The 16,497-nt window shown below is 52.9% G+C and carries 11 protein-coding genes and 1 pseudogene; 10 read left to right on the top strand and 2 right to left on the bottom strand.

Annotated features, from left to right (window positions below):
* Window positions 1-303 precede the first annotated feature (303 nt).
* Window positions 304-414 (bottom strand): annotated as a pseudogene (locus tag EP30_RS11365) (zinc-ribbon domain-containing protein); the annotation flags it as partial.
* Window positions 415-960: 546 nt separating this feature from the next.
* Here EP30_RS11365 and EP30_RS09145 point away from each other — a divergent pair.
* The 5 genes from EP30_RS09145 to EP30_RS11190 all read left to right on the top strand — a co-directional run bounded on the left by EP30_RS09145 (window position 961) and on the right by EP30_RS11190 (window position 6,055).
* Window positions 961-2,910 carry an ATP-dependent DNA helicase RecQ gene (locus EP30_RS09145; protein ID WP_140558076.1) on the top strand — a complete coding sequence of 650 codons (1,950 nt, stop codon included), beginning with the start codon at window positions 961-963 and terminating at the stop codon, window positions 2,908-2,910.
* A 176-nt stretch (window positions 2,911-3,086) separates the two neighbouring features.
* Entirely contained in the window at window positions 3,087-3,548 is a 462-nt protein-coding gene (locus EP30_RS09150; RefSeq protein ID WP_140558109.1) for a (deoxy)nucleoside triphosphate pyrophosphohydrolase, read from the top strand.
* Window positions 3,549-3,926: 378 nt separating this feature from the next.
* A complete protein-coding gene (locus EP30_RS09155) occupies window positions 3,927-5,120 on the top strand; it encodes a DNA cytosine methyltransferase (protein ID WP_258185447.1) in 1,194 nt (397 codons plus the stop codon).
* Between the two features lie 18 nt (window positions 5,121-5,138).
* Window positions 5,139-5,633 carry a DUF4928 family protein gene (locus EP30_RS11185; RefSeq protein ID WP_258185448.1) on the top strand — a complete coding sequence of 165 codons (495 nt, stop codon included), beginning with the start codon at window positions 5,139-5,141 and terminating at the stop codon, window positions 5,631-5,633.
* Window positions 5,549-6,055, top strand: coding sequence for a DUF4928 family protein (locus EP30_RS11190; RefSeq protein WP_258185449.1), 507 nt, complete (start codon window positions 5,549-5,551; stop codon window positions 6,053-6,055). Before EP30_RS11185 ends, EP30_RS11190 begins: the two co-directional genes overlap by 85 nt.
* 128 nt (window positions 6,056-6,183) lie before the next feature.
* Here EP30_RS11190 and EP30_RS09165 read toward each other — a convergent pair whose 3' ends face one another.
* Entirely contained in the window at window positions 6,184-7,719 is a 1,536-nt protein-coding gene (locus tag EP30_RS09165) for a DNA cytosine methyltransferase (RefSeq protein WP_258185450.1), read from the bottom strand.
* A gap of 381 nt (window positions 7,720-8,100) precedes the next feature.
* Between EP30_RS09165 and EP30_RS09170 the strand changes: the two genes are divergently transcribed.
* The 5 genes from EP30_RS09170 to EP30_RS09190 all read left to right on the top strand — a co-directional run bounded on the left by EP30_RS09170 (window position 8,101) and on the right by EP30_RS09190 (window position 16,433).
* Window positions 8,101-9,540, top strand: coding sequence for an ATP-binding protein (locus EP30_RS09170; RefSeq protein WP_258185451.1), 1,440 nt, complete (start codon window positions 8,101-8,103; stop codon window positions 9,538-9,540).
* Window positions 9,533-12,295 carry a Z1 domain-containing protein gene (locus EP30_RS09175; protein ID WP_181160859.1) on the top strand — a complete coding sequence of 921 codons (2,763 nt, stop codon included), beginning with the start codon at window positions 9,533-9,535 and terminating at the stop codon, window positions 12,293-12,295. The genes EP30_RS09170 and EP30_RS09175 overlap by 8 nt, the downstream gene beginning before the upstream one ends.
* The gene (locus tag EP30_RS09180) at window positions 12,292-13,296 is read left to right on the top strand and encodes a PD-(D/E)XK motif protein (RefSeq protein ID WP_140558084.1); all 1,005 of its coding nucleotides are present in this window, start codon (window positions 12,292-12,294) and stop codon (window positions 13,294-13,296) included. The genes EP30_RS09175 and EP30_RS09180 overlap by 4 nt, the downstream gene beginning before the upstream one ends.
* Window positions 13,296-15,851: an AIPR family protein gene (locus EP30_RS09185; RefSeq protein WP_258185452.1), complete on the top strand. Its 2,556-nt coding sequence runs from the start codon at window positions 13,296-13,298 to the stop codon at window positions 15,849-15,851. The genes EP30_RS09180 and EP30_RS09185 overlap by 1 nt, the downstream gene beginning before the upstream one ends.
* 231 nt (window positions 15,852-16,082) lie before the next feature.
* The gene (locus tag EP30_RS09190; RefSeq protein WP_258185455.1) at window positions 16,083-16,433 is read left to right on the top strand and encodes a DUF4186 domain-containing protein; all 351 of its coding nucleotides are present in this window, start codon (window positions 16,083-16,085) and stop codon (window positions 16,431-16,433) included.
* Window positions 16,434-16,497 lie beyond the last annotated feature (64 nt).

The raw sequence follows: 16,497 nt of genomic DNA on the forward strand, positions 1-16,497 counted from the left end.
GCCATCCTGCGTTTGCGGAACGAACGACGGTGGCATCTGCGCCGGTGCGGCCAGCGGGCGTTGTGTCGCATGCATCGTCGGCAGCGGCACAGGATCGGACGTTGGGGTATTCGCTCCCAGTGCGACCGGCGGTATCGGTGCTGCCGATCGCGTGCCATGTGCCGCCTGTGCTTCGTGTGCTGTCGGAGTCTCCCGTGCCGCTTGTGTTTCTCGTACGGTTTGTGGCTCCACCGTCGTCGGCGCCTCCGGTGTCGTCGTATCGTCCACCGGCGGAAGTGTTACGCTGGCGTCGGCGAAGCGATGCCCGCACTTCGGACAAAAATTAGCGCCCTCCATACGCGGGGTCCCGCATTTCGGGCAGAACTGTGCCTTCCCTGTTTCGCTCATCGACCTCACGCCTTTCCCTCGCGTCATTACGGATGCTCGTTACTCCCAGCCTAGTCGCTTGGGGCCTCCTCGCTCCACTACCCATTCCTATTATCGGAATTATCGGAGTTATCGGTATGAGCCCACCTCGCAGTGGCGGCCTCACGTGTGATGGTTAGACACGGAATAGGGAGCGGAAGCGGTGTCCGGTTGGACACAGGTCAGGCATCCGACCGGTACACCCTGCGGAAACCGACACCGAGACGCAACCCCTTGGGTGCGGGTTCGTTATCGTGACGCATCGAACCCGCAGCGTGGCGGCTCGTGCACTGCGGGTTCGTCGTTAGCTTGACGCAGACCCGCAGTGCGCTTACCGGCTGGGGGCGGGTTCGTCGACTATCTGACACAAACCCGCAGTGCAGACATTGGTTTGCTGCGGGTTTATCGTCGGCTTGATGCAGATCCGCAGTATGGCATCGACTCGGTGCGGGTCCGATATCGAATCGGTACGAATCCGCAGTGTGGCTGTTGGTTGATCGCGGGTGAATAGCGAACCGGTCTTCGACATCGCGTCCGTGGCATAGGATCGCGCATATGAGCGGTCCGCAATCCTCGTCCACGCCAGTCACACCCACGTCAGCAACCTCGCCGACGCCAGCCGCGCCGACCACGTCAGTCGTATCGGCCAACTCGGCAACGTCGTCCGCGCAGCCGCATGAACAACCGCCACATCAGCAACCGTCACACAGACAACAACCATCCGCGGACCGCGATCTGACACCGTTCGCGCTCAAGGCGCTCGAACGCTATTTCGGCTACACGTCGTTCCGCACCGGTCAGGCCGACGTGGTCAACGCCATCATGAACCATCACGATGTGCTGGCCGTGCTGCCCACCGGTGCCGGCAAATCCGTGTGCTACCAACTGCCGGCTGCCGCACTGCGTCTCACGCTGGTCATCACGCCGCTGCGAGCGCTCATGCGCGACCAGGTGCAGGCACTTGCTCGCCGTGGCATCGCCGCCGCGCTCATCGATTCGGGCACTGCGAACGCCGACCGTCGTCGCATATACGAGGACGCGCTCGCCGGACGGCTCAAACTGCTGTATGTGGCTCCGGAGCGCTTGCATACCAACGATTTTCTGAGTTTCGCAACCCATGCGCCCATCGATCTGATCGCGGTGGACGAGGCGCATTGCGTGCTGCAGTGGGGTCAGGATTTCCGCCCCGCGTATCTGGGAATCCGATCGTTCGTGCAGCAGCTGACCGCGTACATGCCGCGCCCGGTGATCGCCGCGTTCACCGCCACCGCCACGCCGGCCACACGCAAGGAGATCATCGCGAATCTTGGGCAGATCAGTCCCGCGCGCGTAACCACCACGTTCGACCGGCCGAACATCCGCTTCGATATTCGTGCCGTCAAACGGTGGCATCGCGAGCGCGTGATCGTGGATTGGGCGCGTATGCACAAGGGGCAGTGCGGCATCGTGTACTGCGGCAGTCGTGATCGTACCGAGGAACTGGAGCAGGCGCTGCTCGACGCTGGTATTGCCGCCGCGCATTTTCACGCGCGTATGCCGGAGGAGGATAAGGGGCCGGTTCAGGATCGGTTCCTGCGCGGCGAGATTCAGGTGATCTGTGCGACGAGCGCGTTCGGCATGGGTGTGGATAAGCCTGATGTGCGCTGGGTGATCAACGATGGTGCGACCGACAGTCTGGAGGAGTACTACCAGGAGGCCGGTCGTGCGGGGCGTGACGGCAAGCAGTCGGTGAGTCTGCTGTTGTGGTCCAGTGACGATTTTGAATGGTTGCATAAGCGTGTGGCCAAGTCGTATGCGAATGCGGCGATGGACGATGAGGAGTCGAAGCGTGCCAAGGCCGCGGCGATCGCGCGGTTGGATGCGATGCAACGGTATTGTGAGACGCCTGGCTGTCTGCGTGCCGAGTTGTTGCGATATTTTGGTGAGACGGCTGAGAGTGCGTCCGGCGCAACGGGCGGCGGCAAGGCCGGAGTGGGGAATGGCAAGGCCGACAAACAGCGGAGCAAGGGCAAGGCCGCCGCGCATTGCGGTTTCTGCTCGCATTGTCTTGGGTTGTACACAATGGAGGATCTGCTCGAGGACGACGATCGGTCCGGGTCCGGGTCCGGGTATGGCGGGCGCGGTGGTCGTGGCGGACGGTGGGGCAAACGTTCCGGCGGCGGCAGTGGCCGCGGACGGGACTTCGACGGCACCCGATACGAGGATCTTGACGTCGACTACGATGCCAGCTGCTCCGACGGCTGGGGTTCCTCCGATGATTCTCAGGATTCGCGAAACCGTTACGGTCACGGCAGGAAGTCGCGTGGCGGGCGTCGGTACGGGAAATCCGGCGGCGCGTATTCCCGCTACGGTTCCGGTTCCTACGGTTTCCGCTCTGGCAGTTCCCGGAGTTCTCGCGATGATGACGATTTCGACGCCTCGCAGACGTCCGGCAAGAGCGGCAAGGCCCTGCGCACATCCACCGATTCCGTCTACTCCGCAATGTTCGGCAGTGACTCCGACTGATTGGTGGGCTTGACTGATTGGTGGGCCGGCCTCCGACGGGCCGGCCGACTGTTCACAATTATGGCGATACCGTCGCTGACGCGAACCGAGACGGTATCCTGGACGTGATGATGGACCAGTTCGATAAATCCGAGGAACCCATGATCGACAACAATGTTCAGCCGGTACACGAATCGATGGGATCGACGCGATCGACGGGGGAGACCCAGAATGCCGCGGAGACTCCGGCGAAGCCGCGCAAGCAGATCCGCGTGGTGGGCGCGGCGATCGTGCGCGACGGCAAGGTGATGTGCGCACAGCGTGGTGGCGGCAAGCAGTTGAGCGGAAAGTGGGAGTTCCCCGGCGGCAAGATCGAACCGCATGAGACGCCACGCGAGGCCCTGCACCGCGAGATCGAGGAGGAGCTGCTGTGCGAGGTGGAGATCGGCGACGAGGTGTGCACCGACTCCTACGACTATGACTTCGGCACGGTCACGCTCACCGTGTTCATCTGCCATCTGCTCTCCGGCGAGCCACGCCGCACCGAGCATCAGGAATTCCGCTGGCTCGACCCCACCGACATGCCCACGCTCGACTGGGCCCCCGCCGACCACAAGGCCGTGTCGCTGATCTCCGCGATGAGTTTCGCGCGGCGGTAGGGTCATGGGAAATCTTCTTAATGCTGAGATGGGGAATGACACTAACGATGCAATAACATCGGTGAGCGTAATGCCCTCAAAGTTTCGAGGCTTTCGTTGTTGAAGGAAACTTAGCTGTTGAGACATGCATTTGCGATATCCTCCCCCCTATTCTGTTTGTCTCTCTCTGCTCCATGGGCAGTGTAGCGGTGTAATTGTCCAATGCGGTCAAAGAGACTTGGTGCCCGCTGTATTGATTGACGGTTTCACGAGTCGTTCCGGGGGAGTCTGCAATGTGAGTTGGTGAAAGGCTTGGCCCTTAGCGGTACTAGAAACCCTGGGGCGTAAGCAACACGTACACTAAATACTAGTGGCGTTATCAATCGGAAGGAGCAGGGCATGGCTAGTATGCGGAATACGGGCATTTGCTTCAACTCAAGTGATAGTAGCGGCGAACTGATGTCTCCAAAGGCGCTTGAGTTTTTTGCCGGAATTGGCCTTGCCCGTCTTGGTCTCGAGAGTGCCGGGTTCCGTGTGACATGGTCAAACGACATTGACCATGCTAAGTGTGAGATGTATAGGAACCAGTTCGGCAACAATGAGCTGGAGCACACACTGATTGAGGGTGATATGGGTGAATTGCGAGGATCTGACTTACCTCGAGGAATCTCTATCGCTTGGGGCTCCTCCCCATGTACTGATATTTCTTTAGCGGGGACCCGTACGGGTTTGAATGGTAAGCAGTCGAGCGCCTTCTGGCAGTATGTCCGTCTTTTAAAAGAGATGGGAGAAGACAGGCCGCCTATTGCTGTCCTTGAAAATGTTAATGGTCTTGCGACATCTCATTCTGGCGAGGATATAGCGGCAGCGGTGCAGGCTTTTAATCAGCTGGGGTATTCAGTTGATGCGCTATCGATTGATGCTAGACGTTTTGTCCCGCAGTCCCGTCCCAGATTGTTTTTAGTCGGTCTGATGAATCCCCCAAAAGGATCGCAAGCTAATTCTCCATTGCGGCCTGACTGGCTTCAGCAGGTGTTTGCTGATTCCTCTCTGCGCATGCACAGGGCAATTCTGCCGGAACCGCCTGAGCCTCTCATGGCGGGTTTTGGCATGTATGCAGAAGACATGTCGGACGATGATCCCCGATGGTGGTCTGAAGTCAAATTGGAAGCTTTCCTTAGTTCGCTGTCTGCTGTGCAAACGGCGAGGGTGGAGAAGCTGAGCAGCAACCCGTATATTTCGTATCGGACAGCATATAGGCGTACAAGAAACGGGAAGCCTACATGGGAAGTCCGTGCGGATGATATTTCGGGATGTTTACGAACTGCTAGGGGTGGGTCTTCGCGGCAGGCTGTGGTGCGCCTTGGCGAAGGATCTGTTGCGGTGCGTTGGATGACGCCTAAAGAGTATGCGGCGCTTATGGGGGCATCGCACTATAACCTTGATGGACTGCGTGTCAACCAAGTCCTGTTTGGTTTCGGTGATGCAGTTGCTGTACCGGTGGTTGAATGGCTGGGTGAGCACTATTTCAAGCCGGCACTGCGAGGCACATTAGACACGATTGAGCAGCGTGAGCTGCGGGCGACACGATAAGGCACTGGAGGAAAGAGAATGGATATCAGTTCCATTGAGATTTTTCAAAAAAGTCATCGTATTAATTCAAAAGGAAGCCTTGCTGCGGTACTGCAGCTTAATCGTGCGTTTTCAAGGGATGTCTTACCTATCAACCCGAATGATTATCTTACGGATAAAGAGGGGCAGGTTAAAGGGCTAAGCAAGGATAACTGTCAGAGTATTTTGGAAGAATACCAGATCAGACGGTTGCTAGCCGCTGAAGGTGGGCGTACTAGTCGTGGTTCTGTGGGCCTTATGAAAGACTATGCGACGCTCATCAATGAGAAGCAACCTTCGAGTGAAGATTTCGGCGAAATTGAACGTTTCTGGATTGAACAGATACGTAAGTTTTTAACGGTAAGCCTTTCAGACTGGAATCGGATGATTCGCTTTCGATTACCGCTGCCGTGGGGCATTTGCTGGACCAAGCCAAGAAACGGCAAAAGGAAAACCCCGGCACAATGTATGAGGGAATTGTGCTGCAGCAGTTAGTGGCAGCGAAGTTGTCTATCATCATGCCTGAAGTGGCGGTCAACGGCGCGTCGGTGGCGGATGATCCCACTGGAAGGGGCGGGGACTTTAATATCGGTGATACTGCGATACATTGCACTACCGCACCCGCTACGTTACTGATGGAAAAGTGCCAGAGTAACATTAAGAGCGGATTGCATCCAATTATTATTACGATAAAAGATCGAGTTAAAACAGCTTGGGATTTGGCTGCAGATATGGGATTTGCTGAAAGGCTGGAAGTTTGGGATATTCAGGCATTCTTGTCGACTAATGTTCATGAACATGGGCGCTTCAGCAAGGATGAACGTAAGGCTATGCTTGCTGACCTGATTGCGGCTTACAACAAAATTATTGATGCATGTGAAACAGACCCTAGTTTGCATATCGAGTATGGCAATTAGAAGCTGCTGATTGGTCGTGTCTCTGTATCTCTTTTTCCTTCACATAAAAGGGATACAGAAACACGAGTGTATACTTTTGCGGTTCAGTCTATTTGACGAGATAATGAGAGAAATTAAGTCGTATTTTTTTAATTAAAAAATCCTATTGCCTCAAGGTTAAGGTATTTTGCTACCACCTGAGCGATCTGCTGCGCCAAAAGAGGGGGGACGGCATTGCCGACTTGTTGATATTGTGCAGTTCGATTCCCCATAAAATAATAATCATCTGGGAATGTCTGTAAACGAGCAGCTTCGCGGACCGTCAAGCTGCGACATTGAGTGCAATCAGGATGAATAAAGTAATGCCCATCTTTGCAGATGTGCGAAGTAATCGTCGTTGAGCATCGATCAGGCATCTGGACGCGAAAACGATCAGCAAAAATCACTGCTTTCCCATCAGCAGCACCTTTGGCATTCTTATGATCGGGCAATAAGACTTCCGGAAAATCATACAGCTTTGCTGGTTTGCCATGCTTTGCGGCAAAGGCGGCACAAAATAGATAGCGTTCCAGATCCGAGGCCATATGGTTGCGCGCATGATGATTCACCAGCATCGATTGATTCTTGAGATGACCCCGGTACCATTTCTGATAAATATTGTGTACATATTTTTCCACCCGAGTTGCCTCTTGTGTCTCTGGTAATGGACTATGTAATACGGGTTTCAATACATCCTCCAGCTCACGCCCTTTCTCAGTAGCAAGAATTGCAGTGACGGCTTGGCGGATATATTCAGGCCAAGCGCAGCTAGGGTGCCCTTTGGCGGTGAATCCGCTCCTCACTTTAGGGATACCTTCAAGTGCAGCTGAGAAGGATATTCCTCGACGTTCCTTCAGAATAGTGGGTTTGCCGTATTGGGCAACATCGTTGCGTACGCCAAGTAAAATGACTCGATGCCGAGCCTGCGGGATCCCATAACGTTCTGCTTTTACTACGAAGTCTCTCGGTCCTTTAGGCTCATTAACCACCAAGGAATGCAGCGTATAACCAGCATCTCGCATATCCTGTTCAATGTGGACGAACACTCCTTGGTGCCCATGTTGTGCGGAAAGAATGCCCTTGACATTCTCCATGACAAATACGGTTGGTCGTAATTCATCGATAAAACGGAGATAGCATTTATAGAGGGTTTGTTTGGGATCCTTTTCCAGCCCTTGCTTATCCCGTGTACGTCTCGCTCTTCCTACTAGGGAATACGCTTGACAGGGAGGGCCTCCAATAAGAATCAAAGGCCCACTATATGTATCGCCATAGAGGGATTGCAATCTTTCTTGGGCGAGATCTACAAAAGTGTCCTCACCTTCCCTGAGTTCACCCTGAATAGCCTCTTCCTCGGCGGCAGCCCAAGCATCCGAATATTCCATTTGCATGGCCTGTAGGTTGTAAGAAGAAGGGTTTGCAAGGTATCTCAAGTAGCACTTGGGTAGTTGTTCGTCCGATTTCATGATTTTACGCACAAATGATCGAAGGCGTAACGTATCATGAGCGTTTTTTTCTTTTTCCACTGACATGCAAATTTGGAAAACGGGGGTTCCGTCTGGGCTGCGCAACGAAGAAAAACCTTCTCCTAGACCACCGGGACCTGCGAACAAGTCGATGACCGGTATCGCATTCACGTTGCTCACACTCCTTTTAGAGAGGCCGCGACTCCTACTTTATATTCGGCTCTCGGGTCCTGTCGTTGAAAAACACCACCCAGGCTACAACATGACCGGAACATCGATGTTATGAGGTCAAAAGGTTCTCGAACGAGCGGTACCGACGGCGTGAATGATGTGCTCCGGCAAAGATGAGGATTGTTGGCCAAACGTAGGAGTAACTCTATGACAACGCGTTGAAACGAAGACTCATGACCATATTCCAGATGAATTGCCTATCTCGTATTGTGTCGTCGGGCGATGTGCGCCCATTGTCGATTAGACTGAGATTGCAAATAGCTTCAGGAACAACGAGGTACAGCAGTGAGAGAACGTGTATGTGCGCCAAACCCAAGTTTGTTGGAGTCTATGCGTTCTGTTGGCTACGATCTGAACACCGCGATTGCGGACATTGTCGATAACTCGATAGCCGCGAGCGCAACTCGAATCAGTATCCGATATTTTGATCAGGGCGAGGAACCGTATATTGCCATTGTTGATGATGGTGTGGGCATGAATGAAGAAACCGCTTTTCGAGCCATGCAGCTTGCCGGCAATAGTCCCGGTGAGGAACGCTCTTCGAATGATTTGGGACGATTCGGTTTGGGTCTGAAAACTGCGTCGCTTTCGCAAGCTCGTTCCTTACTCGTGACGACAATGCAAGATGGCGTACGCACCACGTTGCGTTGGGATCTGGATTCTGTGGCAAGAACGGGCAAATGGACGCTGGAGCAGCTGAACGAGAATGAGACTTGGGCCGCTCTTCCGGAGAAGGTCCGTGATGCCATGCCGATTTCGCAGGGTACGTGTGTACTATGGCGTAACCTTGACAAGCTTGAAACGCTTGAGGGTAGAACTCTCAGGGACATTGACAAGGCCATGGATGAACTCACGAAATATCTTGCACTGGTGTTTCACCGATTCACGCATCCTTATCCCGGTGACGACATTGCTCCGATATCCATTGACGTCAACGGATTCCCTCTTCCTCGGCGTGATCCATTTCTTGATGACAATCCGGCTGTGCAAAAGACGGCGTTGCAGTATATCGGTCCGCCGGGCGCAACGTTACGTGGATATACACTTCCATACCAGAATCGTTTGAGTGACGAGGATCGCAAGCTTCTGGACCTTGGTGAGCAGCGTGGAAAAACGTTGACCGATACTCAAGGTTTTTATGTGTATCGCGCTTATAGGCTGATTACGTGGGGTAATTGGTTCCGCATGCTTCCCAAGAAACAGGAGACCAAACTGAGTCGTGTGCGGGTGGATATCCCGAACAGTCTTGATGCCGAATGGACTCTTGATATCAAGAAGTCTCAAGCTACGCCGCCTAAGAGTGTGCGAGAAGTCATGCGGCGGTATGTGGATCGTTTAGCGAAACCGAGTCGTAGAGCTCAACGGTTTCGTGGTCGTAGGAAAAACGATGATCCCTATGCTCCGGTGTGGGATGTCGTGAACGACCGGGATGGCGTATTCCGTTACGAGATCAATGGAAGTAACCCATATATCGCATCCTTCTTGGACACACTGACTGATACACAGAGGAAAGCATTTGCAGATGTAGCCAAGGTGTTATCGTATACGATCCCATATGAAGATATGCAGTCCAGATTCGCGATGGATAAACGTGCTGGTGATCCAGATTTCGATGAGTATCAGGCCCGTGTCTTTGCCGAGCAGATGTGGGCATTAACCAGAAGTCGTGGTTTGTCTCCGGAACAATTTGTTGAATATTTCAAAAATACTGAGCCCATGTCCCTCTACCGGAATGGAGAGACGATACTCAAGGAGGTATCTCGTGACTGATTTATGGGATGAGGCCATTCGCCGGACAAGGAATGCGCTATCCTCTAACTCCTTACGGGATGAGGAATTAATCGGTGGAATGTTGCGCGTCTTTGCATCGAATCTTGGACTGAACTGTGATACGGATGAATACGCGAATGCCGTCAGACAGTTGAGAGACATGTTCCTTGAGAAGATCCCCGAGGGGACTACGTTAACCGATAATGGGGAAACTGCTTGGGAGTGGCTGCCCGCATTAAAACCGGGCTTGGATCCACAACGGTGGCTCGCATATTGGCAGTATCTGCAAAAGAGTCAGAATGCCGACTTTGTCCAGCTCCAGTCATTGGACAGGTCTACGGACCGAATACTCAGTCTGCTGCCCGATCCGCGACGTGACCATGCTGCTGTACGGCGCAAGGGACTTATCTTGGGTGATGTGCAATCGGGTAAGACTCGTACGTACATGGCGCTTATGAACAAGGCTGTGGACTATGGGTACAAGATGATTGTGGTACTCACCAGCTCCGACGAGGGATTGCGTAGGCAGACTCAGGAGCGCATTGATTCCGATTTTCTTGGCGTCAGACAGGTGTCGAGAGAGCCAATGGGAATTGGTGAGTACATCAAAAGAGGTGTTCCTATACCAGTTTCGTTGACGAATGAGGACGATTTTACTACTCCGAGTATCAAGGCTCTTCAAGGGTTGCCGCGGCCTGGGTGGGATGATCGTCCGCTGGTTGCTGTCATGAAGAAAAACAGCAAGGTTCTAGGCAAATTTAACAAGTGGCTTGATAGTCCGGAGCTATCGAAGGATTTGCCGATGCTTATCATCGATGACGAGAGTGACTATGCGTCCGTGAATTCTGCCAAAGAGGACGAAACCCCTACTGCCATCAATGGATTGCTGCGCGCTCTGTGTAATATCAGCGAGCGCTCTGCATACGTGGCTGTGACCGCCACACCGTTCGCCAATGTGTTCATTGATGATGAAATCGAGGAGGATCTGTTCCCGAGGGACTTTATCCATATCCTGCCTACGCCTCCTGCCTATATTGGTGCACGAAAACTGTTTGGTGATCTCGATGAAACCGGTCAGCCGGGGCCGTGTGTGCGGCTTCTTGACGAAGATGAGCTTACCGACTGGCTTCCGCTGTCGCATAACAAAGAGTACCGGTTCGATGACAACGGATGGCATGCACTGAATCGGCAGGTCGCCTATGCCGTTGACTGTTTCCTCGTCGCTTGTATACTGCGGCCTAGTGCTGAGAACAAACGGCAATCGATGCTAATCCACATGTCACGATTCACAGCGGTGCAGGAACAGATCGCCGACATGGTTAATCAGCACGTAGGCGACGTCGTTTCTGCACTGAAGTTCCACCCGAATGAATCTGATCCGCGTATCCAAGCATTGCACCGCGCATATGGCGAAGAATATAAGGCTCACGGTCAGACCAACGAGTTGTCTTGGCAACAGGTTCTCCACAAGATGCGTCTGACAACCGAACGTCTACAAGTGCGTCTGGTTAATTCCACTGCGTCAAAGTGGAACGAGACCAATCAGGTACCATCCGACCTCGCTAAGAACGAATGCACCATTTATGTGGGAGGCAACCGACTTTCCCGTGGCATGACCTTGGAAGGACTGATCTGCAGCGTTTTTTATCGTAACGTCACTTCCGCGGATACGCTGCTTCAGATGGGACGCTGGTTCGGCTATCGGCCGGGATACGACGATTTGCAACGTATCTGGCTGACCGATCAATCTATTGCCGATTTCCGTTACGCATGCTCAATTACCGAGAACCTCAAGGAGCAGGCTAAAAAGATGGAGCGACAGGGACAGACTCCCAAACAGTTCGGTCTCGCGATTATGAAAAATCCGGAAAGGGGCGTGCGTATCACCAGTGCTGCAAAGATGCGTAGCGCTGAAGAAGGAGGTGCTGGCGTGCTCGCCAGTTTCGACTTGGAAGGGACACGAATTGAGGCCGTTCGCATCGGCATTACGCCGAACGTTTTGTCGGCCAATGATGTCGCGCTTAATGGATTGATCGACGCATGCAATTCAACTCCAGATGTTGCCATCCGAGATGAGCCGATGCATATCTACCAGCATGTCCCGATCGATGTGGTGGCAGAGTTTCTATCTCAATATCGCGCTGGCTATGACGACACATACTTTGGGTGTACACTCCTGCAATACAAAAACCAAGTTAGGGAACTCGAAACGACCAAGGCTTTCGAATATGCAAAAACCCAGAAAAAGACGAATCCAGATATTTGTTGGAACGTCGCATTTATCAATGGTCGGGGCGATCCCGTTAGTGGAGTCAAATTCCACTGGACGCAGGTGGAGCGTAAGAGCACATATGACGGAGAACATGAACTGTTTCGGCTTTATGGCAAGAGCATGCGTCTTGCAGGCAAACAGGATGTACGTAATGTCGCCAAAGCAATTTCACCGGTGCCATTGCCGAAAAAAATGACCAGTAGCGAGAGCGAGATCGACTACTATCTCACTAAGTACTTCGGGTCTAGTCCCACCCTCATGCTGTATCGCGTCCATATCAAACAGGATGGTAAAAAAATTCATCCCGTGATGGATGATGGCGATGGCGTACTCGCCGCTAAGCTCGTCGTTCCAACTGATGAGATAGAGGATGGTCGTCACAGGGGCGACGCGACCTACTACTACAACACGGTCGCATCGCGGCAGCAGTATCGCGCTATACGTGAACAGTATGATATCGACGGAGAGAGGGAAGAGGATTGAAGTCTTGGGCTGATTCCAGCGTCCTTGAACAACTCTGGCGACAACTAACTGAACGAGCAGGAACATGGAACCAGGAGTTGGACTTGTCTCTGCAACTTCCGATAGTCGTTGGATGTACGGCCGAGTGTCGGCCGTACATCATGCTTCTGTGCAGTATGCGCCCCGAGCCATTGGACAGCTTAGATGTGCTTGACGTGCGTGTTGCTAAACGGCAATCACCTATTGGAGAAAACTGGTCCTTAATGTTTATTCTCAAGGACTGGAGTTTATTGCATGCGTTCGCTGAGATTTGCCTTGCGTTCATTGCACGAATACGCAGGTCGCCATCTCAACGAGCTGCGCTGCGCGAGGTCTATGCAACATTGGATCAATGGCGACGCTTGTTAAAAACTAACAGTGGCACCGGTATGGAAATATTGCGAGGTGTATGTGGAGAACTGCTTGCGGCGTTCGAAATTGCAAAGCTTACGGGCAGTTCGATCGATGCGGCATGTGCAGCGTGGACAGGGCCATATGGTTCTCCGCAGGATTATTCGTTCGAGTCGGAGCGTCGCTACTGGGAAATCAAAACAGTTCATGGCAACACTAAGAAGATCAAGATATCTTCGCCCGAGCAACTGGATACGTCTGACCGGCATATCGATTTGATCACCGTCGTTCTCGATGAGCCGACAAGTGCGGACAAGAAACGTTTAGTGAACTTACCGAAGATTCTAAGAGCGCTATCATTCGTCTCGAATGATCCTTATCGAATGGGGTTATGTATAGACAACGGATTAGATGCTTTGGGACTGGATCGATACTCAGACTTGGCCGCCCACACAATGTTTTCCGTGGGGACGGTCACTGTGTATGCGGTCGATGAGGATTTTCCACATATGTCCGTCGAAACAGTGCCGGCCGGTATAACAAAATTAACGTATGAAGTCGAAATCGCCGTGATAAAGCCGTTCATTACGGGAATCGACATCAATCCCATGCCCGTACTACCGGAGGAGTGATGGAACTAACAGACTACAGGCGTGAACTCATCGCTAGGGTTCAGGAGAAGGCTCTTGACGAGAACCTCTTTGATCAAGAGGCATTCTTCCACGTCGTCTGCGATATGTTACGTGACAGTGAGGCCATCACTGATTACCAGCCCATCGAGCCGGGATACCGATTCGGCGAGGGGACAAATCGTTTCATGGCTGTTGACGGTTATGATCAGTCTTCGTTTGAGATGGACGAATCGATCATTGTCATCACGTGCGATGACTATTCAACTCGTGCTGGTGATGAACAAGTATCGACAATCCAAGCTAAAGATTGTATGCGATACATCCAAGCCATGAGACGATACATTCAGAAAGCAGTAGATGGGTCATTCCTTGAACAGGCGGAAGAGAGCAGCGCGGCATGGGAGTTCGCCTCGTTCATCCACGAGCATGTGAAGAGCATATCTCGATTCCGCCTTTACTTCGTCACTGACCGGAAATATACAGGACGAGATTCCAGCATCAAGGATCCTACTGATTTTTATTTAGAGGACAGAGATAACGCCATCAGCTTCGAAGCCCACGTATGGGACCTGCGTCACCTCATGGAAGCATCACAGGCCGCAGCTCCGCTCGAGCACCTTACTGTGGATCTCGGATACAAAGGCATTCCCGCGGTCAAGGCTCCCGACTCAGGCAATGGTATGGAAACGTATCTCATGTTCGTGGCCGGACAGACTCTTTCCGACTGGTACGAGAAGCACGGATCCAAACTCATGGAAGCAAACGTACGCTCGTTTTTGTCCTTGCGAGGCAAAGTCAACCGTGGCATTCGTAACACGTTGGAGAAGGAACCTGATCGGTTTGTTGCTTACAACAATGGATTATCAGCCACTGCCAGCATGGTCGACATGAATGGACAAGGATACATCACAGCGATACACGATTTGCAGATCGTCAATGGCGGACAGACCACGGCGTCAATCTTTTACAGTCAAAAGGGGGGTGGGATCGACTTGTCCAAGGTCGCAGTCCCCGTCAAGCTTGTCGTGGTTCGTGAAGATGTCGCTCGTGAACTCGTCCCATGCATTTCTCGATACACCAATAGCCAGAATAAGGTCGCTGAGACTGACTTCTCATCTAACAGCGAATACCAAGTACGTCTTTCCGCGCTCTCGCAGCAGGTACTTACGCCACCCCTTCCAGGTGCGAACCCAACACATTGGTACTACGAGCGTACTCGAGGGCAGTATGATAGTGAAAGGAATCGCAGAAGTACTTCCGAACGCAAGCAGTTCGAAAAACTCAATCCTTCTAAACAGCGTATCAAGATGATAGACGCACCAAAATACCTTATGTGCTGGGAAGGATATCCCCACGTTGCGAGTCTTGGCTCGCAGAAGTGTTTTGCTCGATTTGTCGATATGGAGGCAGCAAAAGGACAGAAGAGCGTCGAAGCACTCGATGCGGATTTCTTTAAACAACTAGTATGCAAGCGTATTATTTTCGATGCTATTTATAAGAGCATTAAGACCGCGGACTGGTATAAGGGTGCCTATCAAAGCAATATCGCCCAATACGCTGTGGCCAAGTATGCATTCGATCTGCGCCGGTCCTGCACTGGTTTCGGCTTCAACGCGATTTGGCGCGCACAATACATAGATGATACTTCTCTTGCGTATCTCATGAAAGCTGCTGAGCAGGCCAGCGAGGTACTCAACGATCCGAACCGTCCAGTCCAGAATGTCAGCGAGTGGGCAAAAAAAGAAGCCTGTTGGGATATTCTTCGTCAACGTCCATCCTGCCTCGACGCTGTATTTGTGGATTTCGCTCCCCGAAGGAGTTCATCTAGCGCGGCTGATGTGGCCACCGTCCGATCTGTAGACGACAAGGACACCCCTCAGTCGGCTATCACTGATAGTAAACAAGATGAGTTGATGCCCCGTGTGCCATCGACTTCGAAACGGACAGTGCCACGCCATAAAGCGGCCGTGCAGCCTGAAGCTGCGAGGATAGATGACTGGACTGCGGCTCCCGTCGACTTGTTGCGCAAACTGTACTCTTTCGGCCGGGCACGAAATTTGCTTAGCCCCAAAGCCGAAATGTCATTGAATCATCTCATGCGTGGAGATACAACTGGCATCAATATCAATGCGCTGGATTTTCTACTGTCGAATGCCAACAAATGCGGTTTTCGATATGAAGAAGATAGCAAGATAATTGCCAAAAAAGCTGCAGTCCGAAAAAAGAAAACTGTTGCAGCTCCCAAGACTGCGGCAAAGAAAAAACCTGAGACTCAAGTTCTCGCGAGCGCCGAACACGATCTCAACTACCAGAGGAATTTCCTCATGGCAATTCCCGTGGAGAGCTGGCGGACTATCCTTGACGGAGCCCGCTATAGGAATATCCTAACCGCCGAAGTAATGGACGGTATCATGTCGATTGATAAACACATACCTCTAACCGATCAGCAGACACGTTGCCTTTGGTCATGGCGGCAGAAACTTATTAGTAGAGGATTCCCCGAAAGCCAGTTTGCGCCAAGACCCGGAACAGGTATTTCAGCGGTTCGATTTTGATGATTCGTTGCATGCGTTTGGATCGTCCGCTCGATCCCGAACTGTATCGGCACATCACCGGAACGTACATCGGGTAACGCAGGCTACTGGCTACTGTTGTAGGCGGAGGCGATGATGGTGACGGATACGAATGCGATGAACGGATCTCGGTCCGATGGCGAACCTCGGCCGAACAATTCCGGCGTCCCTGACTCTGGCACCGGCTCCGGCTACTCCGCGTGGATCGCGGACATGCTGGCTCGGCTGGGCACGTCGAAGTTCCGGGCGAAGTTCGTGCTCAGCGACAAGGACCGGGCCTACGCGCGGGCGAAGGGCAAGGCGGTGATCGACCGTCATGCGCACGAACTGCTCGCCAAACGCGTCGGCCCGGCGCATCCGCTCAAGGATGGCAAGCAGACGCCGTGGCGCGGGCATCCGGTGTTCACCGCACAGCACGCCACCGCCACCTGCTGTCGTGGTTGCATTGAGAAGTGGCATCATATTCCCCAGGGCCGGGAACTCACCGACGAGGAGATCGACCGCCTGTCCGCACTGGTCATGGTCTGGATCGAACGCGACCTCATCAACCATCCCGTCCGGTAGGTAATCCAGTCGATACCGTTCACCGGAATACGGGTTCCGTATGACGTAGCCGGGGACTAAGCTG

The sequence above is a fragment of the Bifidobacterium sp. UTCIF-39 genome (assembly GCF_006408715.1).
GTDB lineage: Bacteria > Actinomycetota > Actinomycetes > Actinomycetales > Bifidobacteriaceae > Galliscardovia > Galliscardovia tissieri.